This window comes from Arcticibacterium sp. GJ41-1 (assembly GCF_055808875.1).
Window position 1 is genome coordinate 484,950 of record NZ_CM147888.1, and the last position, 15,077, is coordinate 500,026.

Annotated in this window: 9 protein-coding genes; 1 reads left to right on the top strand and 8 read right to left on the bottom strand. The window is 37.7% G+C overall.

Features of this window, described 5'->3' with window-relative positions:
• Positions 1-37 precede the first annotated feature (37 nt).
• Positions 38-1,336, bottom strand: a complete 1,299-nt coding sequence (locus AC0L6O_RS02075) for a TolC family protein (protein ID WP_473305935.1) — start codon at positions 1,334-1,336, stop codon at positions 38-40.
• Positions 1,337-1,360: 24 nt separating this feature from the next.
• Entirely contained in the window at positions 1,361-2,023 is a 663-nt protein-coding gene (locus tag AC0L6O_RS02080) for an ABC transporter ATP-binding protein (protein ID WP_473305937.1), read from the bottom strand.
• 403 nt (positions 2,024-2,426) lie between these two features.
• Here AC0L6O_RS02080 and AC0L6O_RS02085 point away from each other — a divergent pair, with 403 nt between their 5' ends.
• Positions 2,427-3,389 carry a nucleoside hydrolase gene (locus AC0L6O_RS02085; protein WP_473305939.1) on the top strand — a complete coding sequence of 321 codons (963 nt, stop codon included), beginning with the start codon at positions 2,427-2,429 and terminating at the stop codon, positions 3,387-3,389.
• Between the two features lie 14 nt (positions 3,390-3,403).
• Here the strand turns inward: AC0L6O_RS02085 and lnt are convergent, their stop codons facing one another.
• The 6 genes from lnt to AC0L6O_RS02115 form a co-directional block, all read right to left on the bottom strand.
• Positions 3,404-4,957 (bottom strand): apolipoprotein N-acyltransferase, encoded by a 1,554-nt coding sequence (gene lnt, locus AC0L6O_RS02090; RefSeq protein WP_473305940.1) that lies wholly within the window; start codon positions 4,955-4,957, stop codon positions 3,404-3,406.
• Positions 4,958-4,962: 5 nt separating this feature from the next.
• Entirely contained in the window at positions 4,963-5,580 is a 618-nt protein-coding gene (locus AC0L6O_RS02095) for a hypothetical protein (RefSeq protein ID WP_473305942.1), read from the bottom strand.
• Positions 5,581-5,588: 8 nt separating this feature from the next.
• Positions 5,589-7,133, bottom strand: coding sequence for a hypothetical protein (locus tag AC0L6O_RS02100; protein ID WP_473305944.1), 1,545 nt, complete (start codon positions 7,131-7,133; stop codon positions 5,589-5,591).
• Positions 7,134-7,238: 105 nt separating this feature from the next.
• Positions 7,239-9,992 (bottom strand): ATP-binding protein, encoded by a 2,754-nt coding sequence (locus AC0L6O_RS02105; RefSeq protein ID WP_473305945.1) that lies wholly within the window; start codon positions 9,990-9,992, stop codon positions 7,239-7,241.
• Between the two features lie 314 nt (positions 9,993-10,306).
• Entirely contained in the window at positions 10,307-14,545 is a 4,239-nt protein-coding gene (locus AC0L6O_RS02110; RefSeq protein WP_473305946.1) for a 3-coathanger stack domain-containing protein, read from the bottom strand.
• 43 nt (positions 14,546-14,588) lie between these two features.
• On the bottom strand, positions 14,589-15,041 hold the full coding sequence (locus AC0L6O_RS02115) for a LytR/AlgR family response regulator transcription factor (RefSeq protein ID WP_473305947.1): 453 nt from the start codon (positions 15,039-15,041) through the stop codon (positions 14,589-14,591).
• Positions 15,042-15,077 lie beyond the last annotated feature (36 nt).

The following is a 15,077-nucleotide window of genomic DNA, read 5'->3' on the forward strand; positions in this document are numbered from 1 at the left end:
TGACTTTTAACGTTTTTAACTTTTCTTATGGCTGTTTTTATAAATCCCAGGCTCCATTCTCATAAAACTTCAGAATCTTTTCTTGAAGTAAGAATGAATATTTGGCTTGCACCAAATTAGAGTTTGCTCGGTCAAAATTTGTCTTAGCTAAAATGAATTCAATTGAATTTACTGTACCTGCATTAATCTGCGACTGAATGGCGTCAATGTTTTCCTGATTTATGGCTACTTGCGAAATAGCATTGTTATATCTTTCTGAGGCTAATTCATAATTTTGAATGGCCGTTTGTACCGCTTGGTTTACCACCAGTTTTGTGGAAGCTAGTCTGTTTTCTGCCATTCTTTTCTGAATAGAGGCTGTTTGAATTCTTGGGTTGGTTTGAAGTCTACCCAAAATAGGAATGCTTAATCCTAAAGAGAAAGATGCGTTTCTAGAACCATTTATTTGCTCAAAAAACTCTTGCTCAGGATTAGAAGAGGCATAAAAAGTGTTCCAGTCTGCAACAAAGCTTAGGCGAGGAAGTTTGTCTCCTTTTATAGCTTTAATTCTGCTGTCGAAGCTTCTTATTTCAAAGTCTGCCGCTTTAACTTCCGGTAGATTTGAAAGGGCGTTCTCCGCTAGTTCGTTACCATATTTTTTAGCAACAATCTCTGCATTCAGCGTTTCAAATTGTGTGTTTGGAGCGAGATTGGCATTCATTAATTGAAACAAATCTAGACGAGCGGCTCTTAAATTTCCGGAAGCAGTTATTTCAGAAAATTCATCATTGGCTACTTGTGTTTTTATTTGCAGTTCTTCTGTTTTTCCTAATACACCCGCGTTTACACGTTTGCTTATTTGGTCTAGCTGCGTTTTAGAAGTAAGCACTTGATTTTGAGCAATAGCGTAGAGCTCTTGGCTAGCCAAAACATTCAAATACGCTTGAATTATTCGAATAGTCAGCTGATTTTGGGTAGAAGCCAAATTGAGTTTTTCCGACTCCACCAATAGTTCGTTTTGACGGATAGTACTCTGTATCCTGAAACCTTGAAAAAGTGGTTGCGTTAACCTAGCTTGGGCATAAGTACTATTATAAACATCGTTGATATAGCTATTTGTAAACCTATCAATACTTCGTCCGGTATTGGTACTTTGGTAAACATCCACCCCTATGGTAGGTAGCCTTAAACTCTTGGCTTCTGTCAAACTGGCTGTGGCAGCTTCGGCGGTTAAAACCCCTGTTTGATAATCAGGATGGTTTTTCAAACCCAATGCGATGCACTCTTTTAAGGAGATGGTTTGGGCATTTGCCAAGCCAATGGTAAGGGTAAAAAAGAGCGAGATATAAAATTTCATAATTGTCAATTTTTGGAGGCTGTATTAATCTAACCAACCATCTTTAAGCCTGATAATTCTGTTTCCGTATTCGGCGTTTTTTGCTGAATGTGTTACTTGAATGATTGTAACTCCGTCTTTTTGATTCAATTCTTTAAAAACATTCATGATGTCTTCCGCTTGTTCAGAGTGTAGATTTCCTGTAGGCTCATCTGCAAAGATTACCTTCGGGTCTGTTACCAATGCTCTGGCTACACCTACCAGCTGCTGTTGTCCACCAGAAAGTTGGCTAGGGAAAAGGTCCTTTTTTGCAACAATATTGAATCTGTCTAAAATGTCAGCCACCTTACTTTTACGTTCTGAACCTGAAATTCCTTTGTACAATAAAGGCGTCTCGATGTTTTCATAAACGGTTAGTTCGTCAATCAAATGGTAGGCTTGAAAAACAAACCCAATGGCATTTCTGTGAAGCTCTGTTCTGCGTTTCTCGTTCAATTTCTGAACGGGCGTGTCCATGAAAAGATACTCCCCTTCAGAGGCTTCTTCTAAAAGGCCTAGAATATGTAAAAGCGTAGACTTTCCAGAACCAGATGGCCCCATAATGGAAACAAATTCTCCTTCTTTTACTTCTAGGTTAATGTTTCTAAGGACGTATGTCTTTCCAAATCCTGCAGGATAGTATTTAGAAATGTTGTTTAGTTTTATCATAAATTGCTTTGGGCTTTTAGCCATGAGCTATCAGCTTGATATGTTTTCTATTGTTACATCGAGCGAACTCGATAGTGTCAGTTCGAGCGAAGTCGAGAACAGTCTTACCTATTCTAGATTAACTCATCGAACTATTACAAGACCTCGACTATCGCTCGGCCTGACATTGTTATACTTTTTCATAATTTGTGTTGGAGAATGACCGCGAAGTTTTTCTCTCATGCCATTTAATGTTCTTAAATAATGCCAATAATTGTAATTGACACGTTAATAGAACATTACGCTGTTTTGGGCTAAAAAATGTGTCCGAAAGCGAACGCTCTCGTTCGGTGACGAACAGCGAAATATAGAAAAACCAAGTAAATTCGAATCTTGAAAAGAGAATCATCACAAACGAATCAAAATGCCGCAGAAAATAATTATTGATACAGACCCAGGAGTGGATGACGCTATGGCCATTCAGTTTGCCTTAAACTCACCAGAGTTAGAGGTAATTGGCCTGACTACGGTTTACGGGAATGTGAATTTGGAATTGACAACTGCTAACGCTTTAAAACTTTTAGAGGTGGCGGGTAGAGGAGACATTCCTGTAGCTAAAGGAGCTGCCAAGCCATTAACTAGACCTTTTGGTGGAGGAGTGGCTTTTGTTCATGGAGATGATGGTCTGGGTAATATTTTTCTTCCAGAAAGTAGTTTGAAGCCTATTGCTCAGTCGGCGGAAGATTTCATTTTTGAACAGGTTAAGAAGTACCCAAATGAAATCATTTTGGCTCCTTTGGGCCCCTTGACCAATATTGCTTTGGCTTTGCAAAAAGCTCCTGAAATAGCGGAATTAGTTAAAGAAGTGGTGATAATGGGAGGTAATGCCTTTTGGCCAGGAAATGCATCTCCGGCAGCAGAGGCTAATATCTTAAATGACCCAGAAGCGGCAGACTATGTTTTGGGTGCAAACTGGCCTATGGTGATGATAGGTTTAGACGTGACGGAAACTACTTTGCTAAGCCATAAGGAAGGCCAAGAGGTACGAGCAGGTTCTGATTCGGAGCTGAATAAGATGGTCTGTGATGCCTATGTTTTTTATGAGCAGTTTAACACTTCGAATAATAAAATTGACGGCTCTTTTCTTCACGACCCTTCCGTGATAGCCTACTTAATTGACAAAAATATTTTCTCTGGAGAAAAATACCCTATAAGAGTGGAAACGCAAGACGGTCTTAGTTTAGGCAAAACCTGGCCACTTATTGGTGACGAAGCTGTACTAGCAAGACCAGCCTCAGAGCCATGGCGTGGAAGGCCAGCGGTGAATGTTATGCTAAAAGTGGATAATGGCAGGCTTGTTAGGCTTTTGAAAAGTAGGCTTTTTTGACATTAATCAAAAGATTAACTCCTATCATGCTCTTCAATTCTTCCGCTAGTGAAAAAGAATATGCATAGACTTATTAAAACGATTAATACTGTCCTAGGAAACCAAACAGAATGCTGTGAATAAAAGCTCTTTTTTGAAACCATCTGTACCTCTTTGGTTTCAAAACCAGAAATAAACCAAGGTAGTGTGCCATATATTCGCCCGAAGGGGTCTATAAAGCAAGAGATTCCTCCATTACTACTTCTTACAATAGAACGTCGATTTTCTATAGCTCTTAAGCGAGTAAAAGCACTTAATTGTTTGGCTCCTGGTGTTTTACCAAACCAGCTGTCATTATTCATCAGGGCTATGAATTGAGCTCCATCATGTACCAGTGCGGCTATTTTTTCAGGAAATAATTGCTCCCAACAGATAGATAAAGCCATTTTAAAAGTCTGATTGGCAAAATTTTGATATTGAAAAGTATAGACTTCTTTGTTACTTATGAGCTTTTGGTTTACAACCGTAGGCTTTTCATTAAAAAATGGAGTGATTTCTACAAAAGGCAATCCGTGCTCTTTTTGATAAACCTTTATGTCTTCAGGTTTAAGCTTTAAGCTATCCCATAGCATGGCCAGTTGTGGTGTGAATATCATGGCATCATTCTCAAACTCATAAGGTTTGGTAGCATCTGGATTATTTTGAAAACCAATAGCTATAGACGTTTGCCAACTAGTAATAAGCTGACGAGTAAAGTTCAATAAGGTAGAATCCTGCAATAAATGGATGGGTATCGCTGCTTCTGGAAGTACTAATAAGTCTGGTTGAGTTGTTCTCACGGCAGAATCGCTTAAACTTACTATTTCATCAAGTACATGCTGTAAATTCAAGGAATCCTTGTTTGCGTATGAATCCTTATTTGTTTGAATAATCGCCACTTTAGAAGTGACGTTACCTAAGCCTGTGATTCCTTTTGGATTGATTTTTACAGTCCAAATACTATAGAAAAGGGGAAGACAAAAAACCAAAATTAGTAATAAAGAAGACTTGAGCGTTTTATTATTTATGAAAAGAAGCAGTACCACATTTAGCATCATTACCCAAAAGCTTAAGCCAAACATTCCCGTAATATCAATGAATTGATTGAACCAAATTAGGTGACTTTGAGTATATGGCAAAAGGTATATTTGCATGCCATGAGGCATCAAATGATGAAAATAATCTGATACTGTCCAAATGAAAGGAAAAAGAAAAAGTGCTTTATACCAACCCCATTCTTTATGTGCAAAATAGTACCCAAGCCAAGGTAAGCATAGTAATGGCACCTGAGTAAAAATCACTAGAGCCGATTCTGTTACACTGAAATAGCCTAACCACCATACATCAATGTAAAGAAAAAGTAGTGTGAAAGTCAGGCTGTAAAGAATATAAGACTTGAGCTTTGGCAGCTCTTTAGTAGCCCATAAAACGGGTATAAATGCCACCCAAGCAAGAATTCCATTTGGAACACTATCTCCAAAAGAAGGAAAAGATAGCCCCAAAAGACAAGCAGAAAGTATCCAAGGAGCCAATCCTTTTTGAAAACTCATATTTTTTATTTCTGAGCGTTCATTAGGCTTTTCAACTCGTCAATTTCCGCCTGCTGCTGAATAGTATAAAGTGTCAATTCTTCTACTTTTTCTAAAAGTTTTGAAACCATATCATTTACAGACACTCCTTGGTTCACCACTTCTCTGGCAGATGGAATGTTGGGCAAGTGTTTGTTTTCATCAATAAACTGAGAAACCTGATTTAGAGTCAGTAGCGGGTAGTCCTTTTCAAAAACTTTATCAGACCACATACCTTCATTGTCATATTTGATTTTGAATTCATTTAGTACAAATTGCCCTTCATTATCTAGTTCAAGGAAATTACGGTCGTTGATTTTCATAGAAGGAGCATTAAAAGCCACACGCATGTTAAATACACCTTTAACATCAAGACGATACTGCGGACTTGAAAGTCCTATTCCTACTTTTACAAGTGTGGTATCGCCAAGCACCAAACCATCATTAACCGATACACGGGCATTATAACCCAGAGCTGAAGCTCGCTGTAGCGTAGAGGCATTGGGTCCGGCTCCGCCAGCAAAAACACCAAAATAACTAACTCGCTGAGCTGAAACACTCAGCACGCTGATACAAAAAGCAATTGCAATACATATTTTTTTCATAGTAATAATTAGTTTTGATTTAGACTCCAGCTGAATTCACTATTCGATTTTCCATTATTTAACTCTTTGACTTCGAAACCTTCAGCTGTTTTTCTCGAGATATAAAGGCCATTACATTCTCCTTCAGCTTGTAACTGTATCAACAAGTCTTCTGGAGAAACCCCAGCCTTGGATTTTAATGATATAAAGGCAGAACCCTTTTCTAATTTGCCAAAGCCTTTTTTATAAGTTCTTGCTCCAATGTCAGAAGTTTGTAAAGAATTCGCTTTTCTAGCAGAAGGAGCAGTTGTCGTATTATCTAGGCGTGTCCAGGCAGAGCCATCGTAATAGTAAAAGCCAGGGGTATTATCTACTTGATAAATTAGGAGACCTTGATTTGGAGAGCTTGGTCTATTTGCCATTTCAAGCCTAGGTATCATGATTCCCTTATCATCACTTTCAATGTCCAGAATCGCATTGGCGTCGGCCGTTTTAGTCAATACATCTATATAAACGCCCGTGTTGCTTATCAATACACCATCGCCGTCGTTATTGATTTGCACTTCACTTTGATCCTGCAAGATGCCGGTGGGGGCCACTACTCGAAATTCTATATTATCAAGTGTTGTAATGCCACTTAGTCTCCTAGCAGAATTGGCAAGAAAAGAATGCCCTTTATCTGTCATGAATCCAACAGCCTGCGAAGACAAATCATTCACATAAGGGCTATTAATATCTGGTCTGGTGTACCGATTTGTGTAGAAGGTTGTACGTAGACAATCGAACGCCCCATAGGGAGTATTGAGCGTACCAAATGCATCAATTGTTTTAGTAATTTCGATATATCTTAAATTTCTAAATTCAGTTTCATCTTCTTGAACCTGGTATGTGTATTGATCATTTAGCTGCATCGGTACATCACTAAATTTATAGTCTGTAGCATCGAACACATCTTCATCTTCATCTAGGTAGTAGTAATAACTAACCCCAATATATTCCACTGCATCAATATCAATAACATAGTGGTCATAAACTTCAATAGTGTTACCGCCGCTATCTTTGTATTCAGATTTGACAACTTTGTTTGCTTCATCAAATTGTAAGTCTTCTGGCACTTCGGCCACAGGTATAAAGTCTTCATTGTAATAAGATTCAAATTTATCTAATATATCGGTGGGCAAGGTCCAAGATTGGGCGTTGTTCAAATCTGCAATTCCAATGTCCATGCTAACGGAACTTTCATTGTCAAGTAAGGTCAGCCAAGAACTTCGTGGGGACGAAATGGCATCCATTTCGATAGCTGTAAGAATCATTGGTGTATTGCTACCTGTCCTTCCATTTTTAATATTCTTTTTTGCTGTTTGCTCCAGAATCAATGCCACTTTGCCCTTGACATTTGTAAGGTTAAAGTCATCGCTTTGGCTTTTTGGGTTCTTGTAAATTCTGTTTGATGTTCCAGAAATACGAGGCCCAAGGTTTTTTGCTTCGCAACTTACAGCAAAAGCAAAAGAATTAATACTGGACATTAAAAAAAAGACCAAGTAAATCAGTTTGAAGGTAAAATTTGATTTCATTTTTGGATTGAGATTTTGTATGCGTAAATCTCTCATTGTTCTGTTTATGAAAAGTTAGAAAATCAGACACATACGTTTGAATATCGGACAAGAAAGTTGATTGAGCTAGTTTTTATACTTTTTCGGCGATTCGCCAAAGTGTTTTTTGAAGCTTGAACTAAAATAAGTGGCAGATCGGAAGCCCGTTTGGAATGCAATGTCTGAGACAGAACCTCCATTTTGGGAAAGCAAATCTGCTGCTCTGTTTAATCTTACAGATTTAATAAGTTCAATAGGCGTTTGATTAATCAGAGAAATTAGTTTTCTGTTCAATTGCCTACTACTTAAACTAACTTCTCCACTTAATTCTTCTACTGAGAAGTTTTCATTGCTCATATTTCTTTCAATGATGCCCATCAGTTTTTCCATAAATTCATTGTCTATGGAGTTTGTTGATATTTCAGATGGCTTAATTTGAATATTTCCCGCAAAACGGGCTTTCATTTCTTTTCTGAGCTTAATTAAATTTTGTATTCTTAGTTCAAGTTCGTGGAAATCGACTGGCTTTGTTAAATAAGCATCTGCCCCGGCTGATAATCCTTCATTTTTGTCGGATTGTTCTGCCTTGGCGGTTAGTAGAATTATTGGAATATGGCTTGTAAGAATATCTGTTTTTAATGTTTGGGTTAATGAGTATCCATCCATCCCTGGCATCTTAACATCCGAAATAATTATGTCTGGCAAAGTTTTTCTGGCCACTTTAATTCCTGCAATCCCATTCTCAGCTTCCGAAACCCCATAGTTCTGTGCCAGCTGTAAATGCAGAAAACGTCTAACTTCGGGATTATCCTCTACGATTAAAATCTGTAATTCTTCTTTTAAACTTGAGGTTATTTCATTGGGTAAAATGTCAGTGGGTTTTTGAATAGCAGTTTGAGTCAGAGAGCCTTTAACACTATTAATAGTAATAGGTAGTGTAAAAGAAAATGTGCTGCCAACTCCTTTTTTTGATTTTACGCTAATTTCGCCCTTATGGAGCTGGACAATTTCCTTCGTAAGAGCTAAGCCAATCCCAAAACTGTTACTATTGTCGCCTTTTTGATAAAATCGGTCAAATATTTTATCGATGTCACTTTTATCAATACCTACACCTGAATCCGATAAAATCAGTTTGGCTTGTTTTTTTTCTCTTTCAATATTGAGTTTTATTTCCCCTCCTTCATCGGAATATTTTATGGCATTGGAAATTAGATTGCTCAAAATGATTTCTATTTTTTCTTGATCTAAATCCATCAAAAGCTCTTCTAAATTGCTATGGAATCGAAGTTTTATTTTCTTAGACAAGGCTATAGATTCAAAACTGTAAAAAAGACTTTTACAGAGCATAATAAGATCTATCTGACTCAATTTCAACTCCATTTTATCAGATTCAATTTTTGATAAATCAAGAATTTGATTTACCATTTCTAACAGTTTGTCTGAATGTTTTTCAGCAATATCTGCCAATTGAAATTCTTCAGGGGTATTTAGTTTTTTTCGCAATTGTTGAATAGGCCCCATTATTAGCATCAATGGAGTACGAAACTCATGAGAAATGTCCGTAAAGAATTTAGACTTCAGTTTGTCCAAAGATTCCAGTTGCGTTTTATCTCTTTTTAGCTGTCTAGTTCTATAACCTAAACCTAATGCAAATAGCACCATTTCAAGAATAGTCCCCAATTGAAGCAAGCTCAAAGTTCCTAAAATAGGGGCTTTGAAATAATACTCATTAGGGAATATAAATGCTCTTAATTGGGAGGGTAAAATACAAAGAAGCAACAAGCCAATTCCACCTAAAATAAACATATCTGAGGGTTCTTTTTTAGGTATTACAGAAACAAATTGGACCAGATAAGTAATACCAACCAACATCATAAATCCAGAAAATGGTATATAGGGATGAAATTGTCTGCCGGATGATATGAAATTTATAGATATTAAAGTGGTGGTGGTGGTGCCGAAAACCATTACAAAAACCAATAATTTTTCTAAAAAAGGGAAACGCTCTTTGGTGTTTAAGTATGTTCTAGAAAACTGGGCGTAAAAAATTACACTTAAAGAACCCGAGAGAAGATAAACCCAAGGCTGAATAGTAGAATAGTTTTGAAAAAAAAGTTGGTAAAAGAAAAGATTGTAATTATCCATAACCGTTGCTCCAAAAATCATGGAAAAACCAAAAAGCGAATAAAAGAGGTAGGCATTGTCTTTAAGAATAAAAAAGTAGAGCAAATTAAAGAAAGACAATAGGGCAATCATACCCATAAACGCAGCTGTGGTCCAGAAACCTTTCGCTTCTGTTATTTGTTTTGCGAAAGCATCAGACTCTGAAATAAGGCTAAGGTTTAACTCCAAAAAAGGACGATAAGCTTTTCGATATCTGATATAATAATACTGGGTTTCACCTGCATCTAATTCGATAGTGGTGAGATAAGGTGGGCAGAACACTAAAGGTTGATTGTGCTCCCCATCTAAAGAATCTTGCGGGAGCATGTAGCCAGCCATCGAGTGTTTCCAAGAAAGGGTATCGTTTATGGATTGCTGATAAATGTCCACTCTTTCGCACCAGCCATCAAATAGCCTGAGTTTCTTTGATACTTTAACATTACCAGAGTTAATTAAAGAAAATTTAACCCATGCAATTTTATAAGGCTCGTTTACTAAACTATCCGTTAAAGGAGTAAAGTTTGCCTTTTGAATGGTTTGTAATGTATGCTCCTCAGATTCCTCAAAAAACTTAAAACTAGTCTTAAGCAGATCGGTTTGATGATCAGAAACAGAAACCACAGTTTGTGCAAGACAAGTATTGAATAGAAAAAGAAAGAATAAAATTCTTAAACCCATTATTTAAATGTCGAAACCAATATGGCTTTAGTGAAAACCTATTCAGATTTTAAATATAAAGAATTAAGATTTTATTCTAGTTCCTTGCTTCAATATAGGGCCTTTATTCAATTTTTCTCAACAAATAACCCGACAACCGACTTTAAAGGAGTACAATACTTATTGAATTACCTGCCTTCTGATTCAAATAGCCAAATTGTGATAATTTGAGGTTGGTGACGCTTTTAAAGGAGCGGTTGAAATAAAAAAATCTGATTGTAAGTGAACCTTACAATCGAATTAAAAGAAAGTTTTTTAGTTAAGCGTAACAGCTTTTAATTTTCACATTCAGAGCCAATTTTAGCCTGAAAAACAACATTGTTTTGCGTTTCAAAACCCGGATTTAGAAGAACAGCATGTACCGCTTTGTATTCTACCGTTGAGGGTGCATTTATGAAACTTTCACCTTCTATATATCTTGCCAGTTTTGTGGTGCTGCTGGGTACTAGCTCTTCAACAATCAACGTTTTCTTGTCCTGATTTTCATAGGCTCCAATGTCAGACTTGTCGGCTACCACACGTTCCGCATTTGACAAATCAAGGCTGGTGGTAAATTCATTGGTTCCTATATCTATTAATGGTGAGCAGTATTTCAGCTGTAAGCCATCATCCGCTGTACCAAAAATGTTATCTGGGCCATTATAATCATCACTTTTGAAATAAGGGGCCACGTCAACATTGGCTATTCCGGCTCTTCCTCCCTCAATATTTGAATAATCTACCTTCATAGAACCCAACATCTGGTAGATACCAAAACCCTGATTATCATAGCATATGGAGTTAGAGAATTTGCCTCCATTGCTATGAATAATAGCTCCGTTTATGGCAGCATAGTTTTTAGTAATGGTAGAGTTAACATAATTAGGGTCTCCTTGATAATTATAAATAGCCCCGCCTTTGGTAGAAGCGTTTTCTATGAAAAGGGTATTATAAAGGGTGGTAGGAGTAAAATTGGTATATATACCACCGCCATAAGTAAGTGACCTGTTTCCGTAAAAAACACAATTATAAACAGTAGCATAGCTTATTTCAATAGTTAAGCCACCGCCTTGAACGCCTGAGTAGTTTTTAATCATATTAACACCATCTAGCGTAGGTACTCCAGCATATAAATAAACTCCTCCACCACTATTTGAAGCAGCATTGTTCTCATAAGTGGTATTTCTGCTTACTACACTGGAAGACGCCGTGACTAAGCCGCCACCATTTGATTGGTGTATATCTTGACCTTCTACTATGATTCTTCCGCTTCCGTTGGCATTCCCTCCTTTAACTTTTACACCATCTAAGGTGGTGAAAAAGTCATCATTGACAGAGAGTACTACGTGATAGGCATTCTCTTCGTTATTGTTCATTCGTAAGTTGTATAGCTCGCCGGTTACATTATCGTCATTGTTAAAATCACCACTTAAAATAGTTGGATGTAGATTCCAGTCTCTTGAAAAAATGTCTGTCTCGTTGCCTGTAAACCCTCCGAAAATTTTTAGGCCATCATGTAGGTAGAAGGTTTTATCTCTTGGGTCTGCTGGGTTTTCTTCGCCATAAGGGCTTTTGCTTGGGGTATATATTCCTTCTGCTACCCAGACATTTACTGGGCATCCTATTTCTAGAGCAGGCTGTAAATCTAGAAAAGCATTTTCCCAGTCTCGCCCTGATGCACTTCCTGGGGTAGCTGATTTATTGACATAGGCTGTGTCTTTCTTTGTGGTAACTAAAGCGTATAAGGCGTTGTCCTCATATTGTAAAACCACGTCGACACAAAAAGAGAAAGGTATAGTTACGTTTGCAAACTCCCCTGTATGGCCATTATATCCCATAATTAAATACTGCCCAGCAGCTGGGATTTCAGGAAATGAGAGATTCAATTTTGCATTTTCAATTTTTGCATTTCCCGTGGTCACGATGTGGTCTGCAAAGGCTCCTATTTCACAGTTATAAGTTGCTAGACCCATTTCAAAAGGATAGTCATTTCCTGAACTGTATTTTTTGGTAGTGAAATTTAGGCGACTTCCTAGGCTAGGGCCAGGAGCTATTTCGCTATTTTCATAGTTTAGAAAAACACCCAATAGCGTTCCACTTCCACGTATTTTGCCATAATTGTCTAAAACATTACTGCTTAGCGTTCCGTAAACGTCAAGTTTCCCTTTGTTAGTTACCTTTAGAGAAGAGGTTAATTCGCTCTCTCCATATAAGGTTACTAGCCCGTCGGCCTCGTTGGTGAGATTAGAAGAAGATAATTTACCTACTATATTTACTATGCCGTGATTGGTAAGGTTGCTAGCACTTAAATAGCCATTAATGGTGAGCGTAACGCCATTAGGAATTACCCAGGGTGCAGCTCTAGATACTAATGCTGGCTCATTAATAGTCACATAGCTCCCTGATTCTAAATGGGCGGAATCTGGTAAAGCTGTGGTGCTACTTAAAGCCACTAGGCCTCCGCCACTTTTTATTTCACAAATACCAGTGCTTCCTAAGTTAAAATCTCCATAGTTTTTTAAGATAACACCGCTGTTAATGGTTAGTTTACTGTTGACTCTTAATTCTGCTGAATTGGGTACATCAAAACTTTCGTTTAAAGTAAGGGGGTACATTACAAAAAGCTTTGAACCTGGTGCATAAAGAAAATTTCCGTTTTCAAGCACATTTGAAGTACCCATTAAAAAGGTTCTATAAAGATTAATTTCGTTGATATTATTAAAAACTCCACGGTCTTCAAAAGTCCCAAACATGCCTATTCTGCCTGGGTTATTAAGTGTTCCTACATTGACAAAACTGCCGAAATCATAAAGAATACCCGTGTTGTTAAAGGTTTTATTGTTCCAGAAAGCTAGCCTATTGGTTAAGTCTCCTGCGTTTTCTACCACGCCATCATTATTGGTAGTTCCCTGGTTTTCAAAAGCTCCTCCTGCAGCAACAGACAAAGTGTCCGTTACAGGAATGTTCAATATTCCGTTGTTTATAAAACTAGCTCCATCAGGTATTTCAAGCTTGCTTTGCAAAACATAGTTACTTCTAACTTCCGTTTCTACCGTGCCGCCTGACTCTATTTTTAGGTTTTCAATAAATGGTACTAGGCCGGGTGTGGTGTAAGAGTTGAATTCGGCATTTCCCCCATCGGCAACTCTGATAGAAGTATTATAAATACCCCCCGTGGAAACACTTGGACTGCTTAATTCAAAGTTGAGCAGCTTTCCCTTTACCACCAAATCAGTGGTTCCCAGTTCTATTTTACCATAGTTAGTCATACTGGCGTTAGCTGGAATGGTGTCGTTGGCACCCAAGTATAAGGTAGCACCAGGAGAAACAATAACGATACCTTCAGAAGACCAGTCGAAAATCCCATTAGGTAAGCTGTGAGCGGGTCCGTTAAATGTAAGGCTACCTGTGCTACTTAGGTTGATTCTGCCTTTATTGTCTAAGCCATTGGCATAGTTTAAGATGAGCTTTCTTCCTGCAGTTAAATGTAAGACTCCCGTTGGTGCAATCTCTAAAATAGCCCCAAGAGGCACATTTATTCCAGGCACCTTTACTACATTAGTTATCGTAATTATAGCGTCACTTTGCCAATTATAATCAACTGGGTCATAAAGGAAAGTCCCATTGAAAATTAGGTTTCCGTAGGCATTAATGTTGACCTTGCCATGTGTGGCTGAAAAGCCCTCTGTGACTATTAATGCTGTATTCTCTACAGTAAGTTTACCACCTGAGTTGATGTTTAAGGTTCCACCATCTAAATTTAAGAGACCTCCCGCAGGTACAGATAGGGCACTACTTATTCCTAAGGTTCTGCCTTCATAAACAGAAATGGTACCTCCCAACCAGTTAAAGTTATTTGCGGGAATTTGGCTTTGGTTTGAAAAATAGTTGAAGTTAGAAGTAGCTCTCAAAGTGACCGTCCCCGTGCCTTGAATGTTTCCACTATATTGATTTTGAATAAGGCCGCCTTCATTATTGTTAAGTGTACCTGCTACACTAAAGTCGTTGACATCATTGTATAGGTTTTTGTAATTATCAAAAAGCCCTGTAGCTGAAATGGTGAAAGTTTTAGAGTTAAAAACGTCTCCATAGTTTGTCATCAATCCGTTGAGAATAAGCCTTGATTGGTTATTAAGTACTCCTGTGGCACCAATGTTTAAAGAGCCGTATTCTTCCACAATTAATAGGGGAGAATTAATAGTTACACCTTCCACAATTGTGGGCGGTTGTATGACCAGCCTCCCTTTAATTAATACAGAGTTGGTGATTTTAAAACCTGCCTCATTAAGAAGGACCCTATCGCCTTCTTCAATGGTATTCCCAGGTGAGTATGGTAACCAGCATAAGGGATTAGACCATTGAAACTCTCCGATTTGTACAGGAACTCCATCAGTTCCAGGGAAAAGAGGTGGACGGGCTATAAAATCTGTAGCATTCACTTGAATTAAAGAGAGCCAAAGCATACAGATTGCCAATAAGATATTTTTTAAAGTAGTCCTTATAGGCGGAATTCTTTTAAGAGTTCTGGTAAGCATTTTAAAATAGTAGTTATAGGTTTCATTAAAGGTTAGTTTTAATTTAAAAGCCTTTTTTAATCACATTCCGTAACCTTCTTCTTGAAATCAGAATTTTACTGCCGTTTTTTAAAACTGCATACGAGGAGTTTGTTTGTTTATCTATTTCTTTCACAAAACTCCTTTTAACCAGAATCGACCGGCTTAAACGAATGAAATTATTGTTGTGTAGGTGTTTTTCGTAGTGCTTAAGTGTGTAGGCTGAAGTAAGCTGGTTTCCGTTTTCCAGATGGAAAACGGAATAATTCTGCTCTGCTTTTATGAAAAGTATAGAAGTTTCATTAGCAATCTCTTTTAATATTTTAGGAGAGTTCATGGCTATAAAGCTTGGTGATATAAACTTAGTCCAAGCTTGGTAGGTTGCAAAAAAAATGGGCTGAAACGCCGTGGAGTTGGTGTGAAACGGGCTGGAGTTGTGATGAAAATAAGTAGCCAAGATTTCATTGGTTCCATACATCCACCAACTTTAGTGTTTAATAGACTGTCTAAGTTC